This window comes from Micromonospora sp. NPDC047670, from assembly GCF_043204915.1.
GTDB lineage: Bacteria > Actinomycetota > Actinomycetes > Mycobacteriales > Micromonosporaceae > Micromonospora.
On the sequence record NZ_JBIDDA010000006.1, the window covers coordinates 261,631 to 275,937 of the forward strand.

The window sequence follows — 14,307 nt, forward strand, 5'->3', positions numbered from 1 at the left end:
TCCACATATCAACGGACTTCGATGAGATTGATGGATTGGATTGGTCGGCACCGTCGAGTGCGGCTCGCGGTCCGTCCGCCTCCGACTCCAGCCGGGGTCGCCGCTGCGGGACAGGGGTTGGGCAGAGGCGTCGGGCGGCTGGTGCAGCGCCTTCAGGACGCTGTTGATCCAGTCGCTCTGCCTCAGCTCGAGCGAGCTGAGGACCGGCCGCCCCACTCGGAGTCCGGCTACCTCCAGCGCAACCTCGTCGGCACTCGGCAGCAACGTCCCTTACCTGCGGCGGCAGGTCGACCCGGCCGCCGCCACGCTGAGGATCGTCGATGTTGCCGGAGCGGTCCAGGCGTGCTGAAATGGCTCACATCGCCGCAGCGCGGGGGCAACCGCGCTGGGAACGGCCAGCACGGGAGCATCGCAGTGCCGGTAGCGCGCCGCTTTGGCAGACGCTCGCGCGCCGCATCGCCGGGCCATCTCCACGACGGGCACATATCCCGGGCAGATGTCCCCGCCGTTTGTATCCCCGGTGGGTGTCTCGCGAAAGCCGACGCGCTCAACGTCTGACACGCCGGGCGCCCGATGTGGTCTGCCAACGCACCAGAACCGGTGACGAGGTGAGAAGCAATCATGACTTCCCGAGAGACTCTCGCGGGGTGGTACCGGAACCGCTTCGTGTGGGTGGCGGCGATCCTGGCGATGACGGCCGGCGCAGTCGTGCTGGCCGGCTCCGCCGGTTCCGAGGCGGAGCCGGCGGATCTGCAAGCGCAGATCATGACCCGGATGCGGACGACGCTCGAACGAGCGGATCCGGGGCAGCACAACCACGCTGGGCACAACGTCCAGCAGGCGTCCACCGGGCAGGAGGCGAAGCCGACGGTGATCTGCGGGGTCCGCGTCTACGGCTACGAGCCGGCCGAGGCCACCGCGCTCGCCGACGTGCAGACGGTCTACGGCTTTCACCTCTGCGGCATCGCCGAGCCGAAGCGCCCCTGGGACTGGGCAGTCAAACTGGCCGGCCCGGTGATCATGGACATGTCCACCGAACCCCTGGGCATTCGGGTGGTCGAGGCGACCGCCGACGTCATGTTCGTCGACCGGCTCCGGGAGATGTTTCCGAGCAAGTACGCGGATCTGGCGCTGAAGGAAGCGCTGGCCGGCCCGGAAATGGCCGACCTGCGCCGCCGGTACGACGCCGCGGCCGGGCTCTGACCATCTCCGCGAAGGGCACCCAAATCCGCCCGGTGGTCCACCCTCCGGCATACCGCGACAACACGACCTCGTCGGCCCGGCGAAGCGCCGTAGATCCAGGCGGCCCTTCCAGCATCGAATCCGTGCTCTTGCTGCCAGGGGCGGGCACGCGGCTGCGTGCCGGTGGCGCCCGGGTCGGCACCCGTTACGACCGTGGCGACGCAGAGCGACCTACACCTGCCCTCGGACTGTCAGGGGCGGCTGCCAGAATCGCGGCCGTTCGACCGTGCGGCGCGAGAATGGTGGGTTTCATGGGCATGGTGCTGTCGTTCACCCGGGTCACCCCGGAGGAACTGGACCGGGCGATGGCCGACCCGGAGTGGGCGATGGAACACGTGGTCGACGACGAGGACCGGCCGGGCTGCTTCCTGGAGAAGGCCTGGGCCGGCATCCAGTTCCTGCTGGACGAGGCCGAGGTGAGGGCCGATCTCTATGAGGACGGCGAATCGATCGACGAGGAGGGTCTCCTCGCGTGGGACGGCGCCCTGGTCGCCCACGCCGCCCGGGCGCTGAGCGCGGCGCCGTTCGAGGTGCTGGCCCATCACTACGACCCGAAGCGCATGATCGAGCGGAACGTCTACCCTCCCGTCTGGGGCGACGACGACCTTGGATACCTCGATTTCCACCACGCCGGGCTGGTCGAGTTCTTCGTGGCGACGGCCGCGGCGGGCGACGCCGCGATCCGGGACTTCAGCTTCTGACGCCGCCCCCGTCGGAGGTCTGGAAACTGGTGCGCCGCTACGGCTCCGCGCACACCAGCGAGCAACTCGGGTCGGCGTCGGTGTACCGGGCGGCGGCGCTTCGTCAGGACCGCCACCGGCTGCGCTGCCCCCGCAGCGCGCCGCTGTCCGGGGCGAGATCCGATGCGGGGCCGGCCGGGTGAAGCGGCGGGATCAGCCCACGTTGTCGAGCACGAACGCCCGCATGAGCTCGGCGCACTCCGCCGCGTGCGTCTCCAGCAACAGGTGCCCGCCGTCGTAGATGTGCGCGTCCATGCGATCGAGGGCACGATGGTAGGCGAGGACCTCGTCGACGTCGAAGTACGGATCGTGCCGTCCCCACAGCACGAGCGCGGGCGGCTGGTGAGCGCGGTGGTACTCCGCGAGTTCGTCGAAGCGGGCGACGTGGTTGGCGTAGTCGGTGAACAGGGCGAACTGTGCGTCGACGTTGCCGGGTCGGCGCATGCGCTCCCAGTCGAGGTGCCACGACTCCGGAGCGTGCAGGGCCCGCAGGTGTTCGGGCAGGCCGGCGAGGTACTGGTCGCGGGTGCCGGCGAAGTTCAACCAGTCTGGCAGTTCGGCGCGCCTGTCGTCGGTCGGGTCGGCCCAGTACGCCCTGGCGCTGTCCCACTGCTCGCCGAGGCCGTCGTGGTGGGCGTTGCCGCTCTGCACGATGAGGCCACGGATGCGAGCCGGAGCCCGGGTGGCCAGGTGGTATCCCACTGGTGCGCCGAAGTCGTGCAGGTAGACGAAGAAGCGCTCGATCCCGAGTTGGTCGAGGAGGCTCTCGATCGTCCACGAGAGGTTCTCGAACGTGTAGTCGTAGGTGTCGATGGTGGGCGACGAGGACATGCCGAAGCCGGGAAGATCGGGTGCGATCACGTGCGCGACGTCGGCGAGGGTGGGCATGATCTGGCGGAACGTGTGCGACGAGCTGGGGAATCCGTGCAGCAGCAGCACCGCCGGCTGGCCGGGGCGCCCGGCCTCGCGGAAGAACACTTCCAGGCCGTCGACGTCGGCCTGTCGATGGCGGACCTTCTGGATAGTCTGCATTCCGTCCTCCAGTTGGCTGTCTGACGGCGGTCATCGCCGGTATCGGCGCCGAGCCTGGCGACCATCGAGCGGATGATCACCGTCGCGGCCCCCGCGAGGGCTGTGACGACCAGTCGTACGCCGAGCAGCGGCGCGAGCGCCGCCCGCGCTCACTCACCAGCCCATCGTGCCCGATGCAGACCGCTGTCGGTCGACCGTTTCCACACCCGCGTCGCAGGCTGCCGCCGGCGACGCGCGGCCCTGCCGGCGGCGGAGGCGCTCGGCGGTGCCCGGGTCGGGTCGTACGCTCCGGCGGGTGGGCGGGCGGGCCGACGAGCGTGCGTGGCGGATCGCGCCACCACGCACGCCTGTCATCGGATCTCGATGACGACCTTTCCGAACGGGCGGGCCCATTCGGGGGAGCGCAACGCCGCCGGCACGAGTTGGCCAGCGAAGGTTGCTGTCAGCCTCTGCCGGAGCAGGGGGCGTCCGTCAGGGCTGACGATCGCCGGTTTGCGGGTCCTCCGCCGCCGACGAGCACCCCACCGACGACATCGCCCTGGTCATCCGCCGCTCACCGAAATCGACCGTGCCGGTCAGGACAGGAACTTTTCCATGGCCGCCACGATGGCAGCGGTGTCCGGCGAGGCGTACGCCGTCATGGTGTTCTTGTTGTAGGACGAGATGAAGGTCGGGCACCGCTTCGCCGGCGTGCTCACCGTGCCGCCGTCGCCGATCTTCTCGGCGGTCTTCGCTGCGTAGAAGGTCAGCTTGTAACGCGACGCAGTGTAGTCGATGGTGATTCGCTGACCGGCGCCCGTGTATTTGCACTCGAGGGGCGTGCCCTCACCGCCCCCCACGAACTCCAGGCAGCCGACCACCGACACCGACTCCGTGTTCTCGGCGTAGTACGGCCTGTTCGACGCGATCGACGTCGATGACCAGAACGCCGGCCGGTCGGGGGAGTTCGCGAAGACGTACGCTCTCGCACCCGTCGCCCCGCTGTAGAGGGCCGCGTTCAAGATCTGGCGGCCCTCGCAGACGTTGCCAAAGTCGTTGATGGAGCGGGCGGTCACCGCGTTGTCGCCGGGCCCGGATGCCGGCGGGGTGGGTATGACGTCCGCGCCCGGCTCGCTGCTGGCTGCCCTCGGGGCGCCATCCTCGTCGTTGAGCAGGACGACCCCGACCCCGACGCCACAGAGCAGGAGCAGCACGGCGGCGCACAGGCCGACGATCCGGCGTCTGGTCGACCTTCGCGGCGGCGGAAGCGGGGCCGTGAACCGCGGTCGCTGCCCTGGCCGGCCGTATCCGCCCTGCCGCGCCGATGGGCCACCCGAAGGGGGGAGGTTCGGATCAGGCTGCCCTCCGTGCGGAGGGTGGCTGTCGGTCATCTGAAACCCTTATCGCTGTGGACGTGTACCAGGCACGGGGATCGTGCAACAGGGTAGTGAGCGCTCCAAAATCGCCTGGATTCGACACCCCAGCGGTGCGTCGTCCCGCGCGCCGTACGCCGGTGCCGCGTCCACTAAGGACCCACTGTACCGAGGCCGGCGAGGCGCGGCGGGTCGTACGGGCAGCGTCTCGCAGCACTACAGCCCCGGAGGGACTGTCACGCCCGCTCGCGCAGCAGGGCGTCCCGGTCCGGTAGAGCTCCGGGCGCAGCTCGGTGCCGGCGCGGGTGCGGCGGTAGCAGGTACTCGGCGTTATCAGTTCCGGGCGACTCGCAGGTGCTGGAACCCCAGGGTCGTCCCACCGATCCACCGATGCCATGATCGAACCTGCTGAAGGGGGGAGCGATGCGCGAGATCTCGACGCAGGTACAGATCGACGCGACGCCGCAGCGGGTCTGGGAGGTGTTGACCGACTTTCCCCGCTACGCGCAGTGGAATCCCTTCATCCGGGAGGCGGCCGGTGAGGCCCGGGTCGGCAGCACCCTGAATTTGCGCATGTTCCCGGCCGCCGGGCGTCCGATGTCGTTCACGCCGCGCGTCCTGGTGGCGCGGGAGGCGGCCGAGTTGCGCTGGCTGGGCCGGCTGATCCTGCCCGGGATTTTCGACGGGGAGCACCTGTTCGTCCTCACCCCGCCCGACGGGGGCACGCGGGTGGTGCAGCGCGAGAGGTTCTCCGGGATTCTGGTGCCGCTGTTCGGGAAGGTCGTTGACGGCGCGGTGGCGGACTTCGAACGGCTCAACGAGGCGCTCAAGCGCCGGGCGGAGAACGAGAAGCGGGCGTGAACCGATCCCCGAACCGGACTGGGCCGGCCTCCGCGCTGCGCTTCGCCACCGAACTGGTGGCCTGGGTGGCCACCCCGTGGGCGCTCGCCGGTCATTCGGTGCTGCTGGCCGTGGCATCGGTGGTAGTGCTCGTCGCGCTGCCCACGATCTTCGCGACACCAGGGGACAAGAAGCACGTCGTCGTCGCGGTACCCGGACACGTGACGATCGGACTGGTGCTTCTGCACATGGTGGCCGCGGTCGTGGCATCCTGGCTGGCTTGGCCGTTGCCGGCGGCGATCGCCGTCTGGATCCTCGTAACCGCCTCGTTCCTGGCGGAACTATCACGGTGGCGCCGGCTGGTCTCGACTGGCCGGCCAGAGCCCGAGCCTCCCGCATCGCGGGCGTGATCTGGACGGCGGCCCGCAAGGAGCCAGATGGCCGCCGCCGGCATACCGGGCCAACCGATGGATGGTCTGCCACGTCCGCGTCGGCCTGTGGCTACCGGCGACCGACATGTCAAACGCGTTGACCGACGACGCCTGCACCTTCACCAGCGCCGGCCTGCGGCTTCGGGACCTCGATGGCCTGAGGCATCGCGCGTGCGGCCGTGCCCTTCGGCACCGCCGCTCGCATTCGTCGAAGACCACAACCACAGATCTCAGCCACCCGGCGCCGCGACAACCCCTCAAACGGAGGTCCGCCGCCAGCTCGGCTACCCGCACGCCGCGACGCGGGCCCTGGGGCGCGGGAGACTTCGTCGGCCTGCCTTCGCACTGCAACCGGTCGAGCGATCGGTGAGGGTGCAGGGTGTAGCCGGTGAGCCGGAGGCCAGATGAGGGCGGGTCGGGCAGATCCTGACGGCCGCCGACCATGACCCGGGAACACCGGCTGGCGGCGGGGCAAACTGCCGGTTCAGGTGCTGGTGTCCGTCTGACAGGATGCGGCCATGGCGACCACGGCATCGAGCGGAGAGGGCACACGACGGGTCGTGGTGGTCGGGTACGAAGGCTCCGAACTGCTCGACATCGCCTGCGTCACCTCCACGCTCGCCCTGGCTGGTCGGATCGCCGGGCGGACGCTGTACCGCACGGAACTGGTCTCTCCGCACGGACAGGCAATCCGGTGCGACTCGGGTCTGGAGGTGCACAGCAGCGGATCGCTGCAGCGCGCGACGGGACCGATCGACACCCTGGTCGTATCCGGGGGACAGGGACACGAGGCCGCCGCCGCCGAACCGACGGTCGTCGCGCACGTCCGACGGCTCGCCGCGCTTGCCCGACGCACAGCCTCGGTGTGCACCGGCGCCACCGTGCTCGCCGCCGCTGGCCTGCTCGACGGCCGTCGGGCGACCACCCACTGGCACTACGCCGAGGTGCTCGCGCGCCGATACCCTTCCGTCCACGTCGACCCCCGGCCGATCTTCATCCGGGACGGACACGTCGCCACGTCCGCCGGCGTCACCAGCGCGCTCGACCTGACCCTGGCACTGGTGACCGAGGACCACGGGCCTGACCTGGCTCGCGTCGTCGCGCAGGCTCTGGTCACCTATCTGCAGCGACCTGGCAACCAGGCGCAGATGAGTGTCTTCGCCGCGCCCAACCCGGACCACGTCCTGGTACGCGAGGCCGTCGCCTACGTCGCCGCACACCTCGCGACGACACTCGACACCGCGACGCTGGCCAGACACTGCGGAGTCAGCACCCGGCAACTGCACCGGCTGTTCGTCGAGCACCTGGGAACGCCGCCCGGTCGCTTCGTACGTCGCACCCGGTTGGACACCGCCGCACGTCTCCTGTCGACCACCGGTCACCCGATGGGCATGATCGCGCGCTGGTGCGGGTTCACCTCCCTGGAAACCCTTCGACAGGCATTCGTCGCGCAGTACGGAGTTTCGCCGTCGCAGTACCGGGCGGTGTCGTCGACGCTCGGCGCGGGCACGGACTCTTGAGGAAGTCGTCCCTGTGCCAGGAGTGCCAGGATTTCTGACGCGACGTCGGGCCAGCCTCGTCTCCCTGCCCGCCGTGCGGTCACAGTGAGCCCATGAAGTCATCTCGGGCCGCGAGCCGCCCCGGCGGCGCCGCGTCGATCACTGTCTCGGCGCCACCAGCGGACGCCCGTCGTGAGCACCTCCCGATCCTCAAGGAGTCACCATGAACAACGCTGAAGCGACACCGCGCCGGCGAGGCAGGGGCGTGCTCCTCGCCCTGTCCCTCGTGACCACCACAATCGTGCTCTCCGCCACCTCGGCGGCGCCCGCCACCGCGTCACCGCCGAACACCCTCGCCGAGGACCGGATCGCCAGGATCCTGGCCACCGATCCCCACGCGACCCGGCTGTCCGCCAACCAGGTCGCCTGGCCGAACGACGGCGTCGTCCTCACCGTCACGGACGCGGACGCCACTGGCAGCTGGTGTGGAACCGGCCGCGCATGCATCCACGCCGACGCCAACCGCGCCGGCTACGGCTACGCCTTCTACCGGTGCGGGACATACCGACTCCCGGAGTACGGGTTCCCGACCGGCCAGCGCGGTGGCGCCTCCTCCTGGTACAACAACCAGACCGGCGGTGCGAAGATCAGATTCGAGGACGAGTGGTTCACCCTGGCACCCGTCACGGCCGGGTACGGGTTCGGCAACATGCCGAGCTACATGAACGACCGCGCCTACTGGCTCAGCCTGCTGTGCTGACGACACCGTCGCACACCGAAACCTGATCGCAGACTCGCGGTCGGCAGCTGGACGCGCAGGAAGCGCTTGCCTACCCGTCGTCGAGGTCGTCGCTCGGCTGGGGCGGCGGCTGCTGGAGGCGACCGGCGGTCCGGACGGGCCGAGAGCCCGGCCCGGGCCGCCGGTCGTCGCGGCGCGGCGACCGGCTGACCGACCGGGCGGGCTGCGGCGACGGGTGCACACCGATCCATCCCTAGGCGCAAACTGGCGGCGGCCTCGCGCAGGTTCCCGCCCTCCCACGGCAGCCCGGCGACCTCACGCCTGGCGACCGAGCGTGTGAGCTCAACCCGCCGGTAAGGATCCGCGGTCTCCGCGTGACGCCATCCTCGTCGACAATGTGATGCGCTGGGGCGTAGTCTCCGTCATCCTCGGGTTCATGGCGCCCTACGTCGCACAAGTCGACGTGACCACTCTCGATGACGAAGGTGAGCTGCTCTTCACGCTTTTTCTTTGCTCTGCCCTGCTTGCCCCCTTCGTCACGATCGGGGTGGCGTTCATGGCGGTGTTCGAGAGCGACAAGACACCGACCCAAGTGCTCGTCCACCTTCTCGAAGCCATTGCGGCGGCCGCGATACTGATCATGGTAATGACGGTGATCCCGTGGCAGCCGTAGAACTGTCGTCCTCCTCGCAGTGACGAGGCGGACCGAGACGGCCGGCGAACGCCCCGGAAGGTCCCGGGCACGCGGGCCAGGCGCTCGTCGGCATCGGTATCGCCGTCACCGCGATCCAGGCGGTCGAGCAGAGCCACGTCCTCGACTCGCCCGCCCAGCCGCCCCAACATCAGGAACAGCCGCACCAGCGGCGACAACTGCTGCTCGACGAACGGTTCCACCTCAGCCGCGACGGCCACCGTTACCGCTGGACGGCCGACCGGCAACTGCCGCTCGCCGACGACCGGCTGCGCTGGCGATCGCTTGCCGACCTCGGGCCCGAGCCGTTCCTGGGCCTGCTCACCGACCTCGTCGCGGACACCCGCGACGCCCTGATCGCCGCCGCCGTCGCCGAACGTGGCCCGCGCGGCGCCGCCGAACTACCGTGGACAGAGCCAGTCGCCTTCCATCACGAACCGCACTGGTACGAAATCGGCCACGACACCGACGGCAGCGCCGCCGCGATCAGCCTGCCGGCCCACAGCCCGACCCACGCGGTCATCGGCTTCGTCGGCGTCGCACCCCGCCACCGCGGCAACGGGTACGCCGCCGCCGTGGTCGCCCGCGGCACCCATCTCCTGGCCGCCGCCGGCGCCGCCGAGATCCGGGGTGACTGCGACGCGGACAACATCGCGATGGTCAAGGGCTTCGAACGAGCAGGCTATGACGCCTTCGCGCAGCGACTGGAGTTCCGGCGCCGACTCGTGACCCGCTGACCCGGAAGCCCTCACACCCTTCGAGGTCCCGCGCCCGGGTCCAGCATCGTCGGACTGGACGACGTGCACATGTTGCCAACCGCGTGAAGGAGCACCGGAAACGGGGGTGGTGGCGACAGCGTGGCGGGGCGGATGAGCCCGACCCGTCGTGGGGCGGAGGCCCGGGCAACCATGATGCCCGGGCCTCCGCCCTCCCAACAAGCCGACCGCCCGCCTCGTCGTCGCCCTCGGGCGACCCGCAACCCGACAACCAGAACGACACCATCGCCTACCGCACCAGCGGCATCGACCAGAAGCCTACGTAGCTCAGGCTCCCGTGTTCCGGCGGTGCTCGTCGGTCTCCATGTCGATGAACGTCTGGATGATGCCGCGGTAGATCCGCTCCATGACGTCGGGGGTCGCGCCCGCCTCGGCGGCCGACGTGCGGATCCGGGCGATCACCTGGGCGACCCGGTCCGGCGCGCGGACCGCCGCCAGGTCGGTCTTGAGTGGCGCGGCACGGCGGACCAGACTCTCGCGCCGCGCCAGCAGTCGAACGATCTCATCGTCCAACTGGTCGATCGCAGCACGGATCTCAGCAAGCGCTGTCGCCGTTTCTGCCATGCCGAAATCCTCGCACACCTGTTCCGTGAGGGCTGGCGCGACGGGCCGTCAACCGGTTCCGTACCGCGGGACCACGCTGTCCGTCACCAGGATGCTCGTCGGCTCGGGATCGCCCGCGACACCGTGCGGGCGGCACTGTCCTCCGGCCGTCGCCAAAGTACGAGCGTCGTCCCCGTGGTTCGCCCCGTACGGCCGCAGATCAGGGCGTTGCTGGCCGAGTGGCCGTGGATGCCCCGCACCCGGTGATCGCCGAGCGGATCGGGTGGCCGCACTCGATGCCACTGCGCACGCGGCCGGCAATCATCCGGCCGGAGTACGTGGGCGTTGGCCCGGCCGCCGACCGCGCCGACCGGCATCCTCTGACACACGTCTCTATCGCTGTGCCTCGTAGTGCTCCTTCATCGCGGGGTAGTAGTCGTCGAAGTCCGGCGCCGGCTGGCCATCGCGCGAGGCTGTCAACGCGTCCAGGTAGTACTCCCAGCCTGGTCCGATCTCGCCGACGCCCTCCGTGCCGGTCAGGTGCTGCGTGAATCTCAGCTCGGTCCCGCCCGCACTTTCGACCAGCACCAGATCCAGATGCCAGCCGCCGTGCTCGTCCACCGCGGAAACCGCCAGCCGGCGCGGTGGTTCGCACGCGTCGATGGTCATGTCCAGCCAGGGCTTGCCATCTTCGTGCACCATCTGGACCTTGATCGTGTGTCCCGGCGCGGCGTCGCCTTGCCACGGGCCGAACCATCGTGCCGTACGCGCCGGATCGGTGAGGCTGGCCCAGACGTCGGCCATGGGAGCGCGGAATGTCCGGGTCAGCACGAGGTCGTCGCCGATCAGTCGGCCGGTGGGTGTCGGGCTCATGCGGTCTCCTTCTGGGATGGGTGCCGCCCGGCAGCCGTCTGCCGCTCGCGGCGGGTGCGGTAGACCTCGGTCTCCAGCGCGTCGAGGCGGTGTTGCCAGCCGGACGGGCGCAACAGCCGCCCCAGCCACCCGGCCAACTCGTCCAGCGGCGCGGCGACCAGTGTGTAGACGCGCCTGCGTCCGTCGGCCGTGTCGCGTACCAGGCCGGCCTCGCGTAACACGCGCAGGTGGCGGCTGACGGCCGGCCGGCTGATCACGAACCGGTCGGCGATCTGGCCGGCCGAGAGCGGTTCGTCGCGCAGCATCAGCAGGATTTCTCGCCGAATTGGATCGGCGATCGCGCCCGCCACCTCGTCCACGGCAGAAGCGTAACCACATGGTTACGCTTCTGGCAACGTCGCGCCCATCGACGCCTGAGTACGGGGCGCCGTCGTGGGTTCCGGCACGGGCACGGTCTCACCCCGAACGCCCACGACCCGCGGTGAGCACACCGCCGGCGTGGGGGAACGCGGCGACCACCTGCCACTGGCCGGCGGTCACGGGGCCGTAGTCGAGTGTGCCGCCGTACGCCTCGACGTCCGCGGCGAGGCTGCGAAGGCCGAATCCGGCGATGCCGTCGGGTGGTAACGCCGGGTGTGCGGCGCCGGCGTCCGCGGGGCGGGTGCTCAGCACCGACAGCCGGGTGCGATCGGCGTCCCGCTCCACCCTGATCGCCAGCCGGGTGCCGGGGCCGGCGTGACGCAGCGCGTTGGTGGCTGCCTCACCGATCAGTCGATGGGCGACCACCAGCACCGGCTCGGGAAGCGCGGCCAGCGTCTGGGGCAACCCGTCCGGCACGTCGAGGCCGGCCGCACGCAACCGGTCCAGCCGCTCGGTGAGATCATCCCCGGTCGCCACCGCCACCTGACGGTCGAGGGCGGCGACCGTCTGCCGGATCTCGCCGAGGGCGGCCCGCCCCGCGCCGAGCACCCGTTCCACCCGGTCCCGCTGCGATCCGGTCAGTCCACCGCCGACCCGCAACACCTCGGTCTGCACCAGCATGACCGTCAAGGTGTGGGCGAGCGTGTCGTGCAGCCGGCGCGCCAGGCGTTCCCGCTCCTGCGCCGCCGCGCGTTCCCTCGCCGCAATTCGCCGCTCCAGCCGTAGCCGGATCTGCTCCGCCACCAGTGCCGTACGCTGCCGCAACTGCCTGCCCCGCTCGATGCCGGCCAACCAGGCGACGGTGAAGGTTACGACGACGAGCAGGGCGCCCTCGACCGGGCCCCGGTGCGGGAGGCTCGCGACCGCCACACCCACCGTCACCGCCGCGCACAGGCCCCACCGCACCGTCGCCGACCGGCCGTTGGCCGCGGCCGTGTAGAGCGCCAGCAGCACGGGCAGGTAGCCGATCGTGCGGGACACCCCGGCCAGCATGTGCGCCGAGGTGGCCACCCCCACCACGGCCAGCACCAGGCCCGGGGCCGCGCGCCGCACCACCAGCGGAAGGATCTGCTCCACCGCCAGCACCACGGACAGCGGCTCCCCGGAGACGACGCCGCCCGCCAGGAACAGGCCGCCGGTCAGTGCGGGCAGCGCGAGGTCCACCACGAGCTGCCAGTGGCGCCGTGCCCAGCGGGTCGCGCGGCTCCGGCGTTGGCCGACCCCGTGGGGTCGAGCGCCCGTCAGCATCAGGTCTCCTTCCACCGGATCGGTACGATCTGCTGGTGATCCGGCTTGCCATCGTCGATGATCAGGCCCTGGTCCGGGAAGGGCTGGCGTTGATCCTCGACGCCCAACCGGACATCCAGGTGGTGTCCGTGTTGCCGGACGGTCCGGCCCTGCTGGACCTCGTGCGGCAGTCCGACGAGCCCGCCGACGTGATCCTGTTGGATCTCTTCCTGCCGGGCCCGGACGGCGTCCAGGTGTTGCGTCAGCTCCGGTCGCGCGATCCCGCGCCGGCCTCACGGGTGCTGATGCTGACCACCATCGGCCGGGCCACCGACATCCAGCGAGCGCTGGCCGCCGGGGCGGATGGTTTCGTGCTCAAGGACGCCACCGGGGACGAGTTGGCCGCTGCCGTCCGAGGCGTCTTCGCGGGGGTCACCGCGCTGAGCTCATCGGCCACCCAGGCGCTCTGGCCGCAGCGCCACCGCGACGCGGCGGTGACCACGGAGGGCGCGGCGGGGCGCGGGATGGACTCGCCCGCCGCGCGGGTCGCCTCGCTCACCGCCCGGGAACGCGAGATCCTCGACCTGCTCGGCCAGGGGCTGGCGAACCAGGACATCGCCCGCACCCTGAGTCTCGCCGAGCGGACAGTCAAGACGCACGTCAGCAGCGTGCTGGCGAAACTGGGGGTGACCAGCCGCACCCAGGCCGCCCTGCTGGTCCGCGACGTGCCGGGCTGAGTCGCCAGCCGGATCGGCGTCCGAAGGGTCCGGCCCGAAAGGCGTAGACCGACTGTGACCTTCGCCGGTTCCGGAGAGTGTCGGGGAGCGGAAAGCTGACCGGGTCCGTTGACGACGCGTGAGGAGAACCGTGTCCCCGTTCGACCCGATCCATCGTCGCCCGGTCTCCCGCCGGCGGCGAGTCCTGCGTGGCCTGTTGGTCGGCGTACTGGTGTTGACGACCTTCTGCTACGTCAACAACACCAACCTGTGGGCCGGCGCCGACGGAGCCCGCCCGGCGCTGCTGGCGCACCGAGGGCTGGCCCAGACCTTCGGATTCGAGGGGATGACCAACGACACCTGCACCGCGCAGCGGATCCACGCGCCCGAGCACCCCTACCTGGAGAACACCATCACGTCGATGCGGGCGGCCTTCGACGAGGGCGCCGACATCGTCGAGTTCGACGTCCAGCTCACCAAGGACGACCGGCTGGTGGTCTTCCACGACCACACGCTCGAGTGCCGGACCAACGGGACCGGCAAGGTCCGCGACCACACCCTCGCCGAGCTGCGCCGGCTTGACATCGGCTACAACTACACCTCCGACGGGGGCGCCACCTACCCGTTCCGGGGCAAGGGTGTCGGCCTGATGCCCACCATCGACGAGGTGACGGCGGCCTTCCCCGAGCGGGAGCTGCTGATCGACGTCAAGAGCAGCGACGCGGTCGAGGGGGAACGACTCGCCGACCACCTGGCCACCCTGCCCGCCGAGCGACTCAAGACGCTCACCGTCTACGGCGGCGACGAGCCGATCGCCGCGCTGGCGAGCCGGCTGCCCCAGGTGCGGGTGCTGTCGATGGCCACCCTCAAGGACTGCCTGTACCGGTACATCGCGGTCGGCTGGACCGGACACGTGCCGGCGGCCTGCGAGAACCGGCAGCTGCACATCCCCGAGACGTACGCCCCGTGGCTGTGGGGCTGGCCGCACAAGTTCGTCGAGCGGATGGCCGAGCACCACAGCCGGGTCGTCATCGTGGCCGGCGACGGCGGTTTCTCGGAGGGCTTCGACAGCGCGGACGACTGGGCGCGGCTGCCGGACGGGTACACCGGGGTGGTCTGGACGAACCGCGTCGACCGGGCCGCGGCACTACGCGACGGCAGCTGACCGGCATTCGCTGTCAGGTCC

General features: G+C 70.5%; 16 protein-coding genes. 10 read left to right on the forward strand and 6 right to left on the reverse strand.

Annotation, left to right across the window (positions count from 1 at the left end):
- Nucleotides 1-621 precede the first annotated feature (621 nt).
- Together ACGF7U_RS17340 and ACGF7U_RS17345 are read left to right on the forward strand one after the other, a co-directional pair.
- Entirely contained in the window at nt 622-1,203 is a 582-nt protein-coding gene (locus ACGF7U_RS17340) for a hypothetical protein (RefSeq protein WP_393107624.1), read from the forward strand.
- Nucleotides 1,204-1,493: 290 nt separating this feature from the next.
- Nucleotides 1,494-1,943, forward strand: a complete 450-nt coding sequence (locus tag ACGF7U_RS17345; protein ID WP_393107626.1) for a DUF1877 family protein — start codon at nt 1,494-1,496, stop codon at nt 1,941-1,943.
- Nucleotides 1,944-2,135: 192 nt separating this feature from the next.
- Here the strand turns inward: ACGF7U_RS17345 and ACGF7U_RS17350 are convergent, their stop codons facing one another.
- Nucleotides 2,136-3,014, reverse strand: a complete 879-nt coding sequence (locus ACGF7U_RS17350; protein ID WP_393107628.1) for an alpha/beta fold hydrolase — start codon at nt 3,012-3,014, stop codon at nt 2,136-2,138.
- 575 nt (nt 3,015-3,589) lie between these two features.
- Nucleotides 3,590-4,207, reverse strand: a complete 618-nt coding sequence (locus tag ACGF7U_RS17355) for a hypothetical protein (RefSeq protein WP_393107630.1) — start codon at nt 4,205-4,207, stop codon at nt 3,590-3,592.
- A 582-nt stretch (nt 4,208-4,789) separates the two neighbouring features.
- Between ACGF7U_RS17355 and ACGF7U_RS17360 the strand changes: the two genes are divergently transcribed.
- The 6 genes from ACGF7U_RS17360 to ACGF7U_RS17385 all read left to right on the forward strand — a co-directional run bounded on the left by ACGF7U_RS17360 (nt 4,790) and on the right by ACGF7U_RS17385 (nt 9,303).
- A complete protein-coding gene (locus ACGF7U_RS17360) occupies nt 4,790-5,227 on the forward strand; it encodes an SRPBCC family protein (protein WP_393107632.1) in 438 nt (145 codons plus the stop codon).
- On the forward strand, nt 5,224-5,616 hold the full coding sequence (locus tag ACGF7U_RS17365; protein ID WP_393107634.1) for a hypothetical protein: 393 nt from the start codon (nt 5,224-5,226) through the stop codon (nt 5,614-5,616). The genes ACGF7U_RS17360 and ACGF7U_RS17365 overlap by 4 nt, the downstream gene beginning before the upstream one ends.
- 539 nt (nt 5,617-6,155) lie before the next feature.
- Nucleotides 6,156-7,157, forward strand: a complete 1,002-nt coding sequence (locus tag ACGF7U_RS17370) for a GlxA family transcriptional regulator (protein WP_393107636.1) — start codon at nt 6,156-6,158, stop codon at nt 7,155-7,157.
- Between the two features lie 202 nt (nt 7,158-7,359).
- Nucleotides 7,360-7,896 (forward strand): hypothetical protein, encoded by a 537-nt coding sequence (locus tag ACGF7U_RS17375; RefSeq protein ID WP_393107638.1) that lies wholly within the window; start codon nt 7,360-7,362, stop codon nt 7,894-7,896.
- A gap of 415 nt (nt 7,897-8,311) precedes the next feature.
- The gene (locus ACGF7U_RS17380) at nt 8,312-8,548 is read left to right on the forward strand and encodes a hypothetical protein (RefSeq protein WP_393107640.1); all 237 of its coding nucleotides are present in this window, start codon (nt 8,312-8,314) and stop codon (nt 8,546-8,548) included.
- Nucleotides 8,549-9,057: 509 nt separating this feature from the next.
- Entirely contained in the window at nt 9,058-9,303 is a 246-nt protein-coding gene (locus ACGF7U_RS17385) for a GNAT family N-acetyltransferase (protein WP_393107994.1), read from the forward strand.
- Nucleotides 9,304-9,609: 306 nt separating this feature from the next.
- Here ACGF7U_RS17385 and ACGF7U_RS17390 read toward each other — a convergent pair whose 3' ends face one another.
- The 4 genes from ACGF7U_RS17390 to ACGF7U_RS17405 all read right to left on the reverse strand — a co-directional run bounded on the left by ACGF7U_RS17390 (nt 9,610) and on the right by ACGF7U_RS17405 (nt 12,426).
- Nucleotides 9,610-9,924, reverse strand: coding sequence for a chorismate mutase (locus tag ACGF7U_RS17390; RefSeq protein ID WP_393107642.1), 315 nt, complete (start codon nt 9,922-9,924; stop codon nt 9,610-9,612).
- A gap of 354 nt (nt 9,925-10,278) precedes the next feature.
- A complete protein-coding gene (locus ACGF7U_RS17395; protein WP_393107643.1) occupies nt 10,279-10,758 on the reverse strand; it encodes an SRPBCC family protein in 480 nt (159 codons plus the stop codon).
- A complete protein-coding gene (locus tag ACGF7U_RS17400; protein ID WP_393107645.1) occupies nt 10,755-11,117 on the reverse strand; it encodes a metalloregulator ArsR/SmtB family transcription factor in 363 nt (120 codons plus the stop codon). The genes ACGF7U_RS17395 and ACGF7U_RS17400 overlap by 4 nt, the downstream gene beginning before the upstream one ends.
- Before the next feature lie 97 nt (nt 11,118-11,214).
- Nucleotides 11,215-12,426, reverse strand: coding sequence for a sensor histidine kinase (locus ACGF7U_RS17405; RefSeq protein WP_393107647.1), 1,212 nt, complete (start codon nt 12,424-12,426; stop codon nt 11,215-11,217).
- Nucleotides 12,427-12,461: 35 nt separating this feature from the next.
- Here ACGF7U_RS17405 and ACGF7U_RS17410 point away from each other — a divergent pair, with 35 nt between their 5' ends.
- Entirely contained in the window at nt 12,462-13,142 is a 681-nt protein-coding gene (locus ACGF7U_RS17410) for a response regulator (protein ID WP_393107649.1), read from the forward strand.
- A gap of 130 nt (nt 13,143-13,272) precedes the next feature.
- Nucleotides 13,273-14,286 (forward strand): glycerophosphodiester phosphodiesterase family protein, encoded by a 1,014-nt coding sequence (locus ACGF7U_RS17415; protein WP_393107651.1) that lies wholly within the window; start codon nt 13,273-13,275, stop codon nt 14,284-14,286.
- The last annotated feature ends 21 nt before the right edge of the window (nt 14,287-14,307 follow it).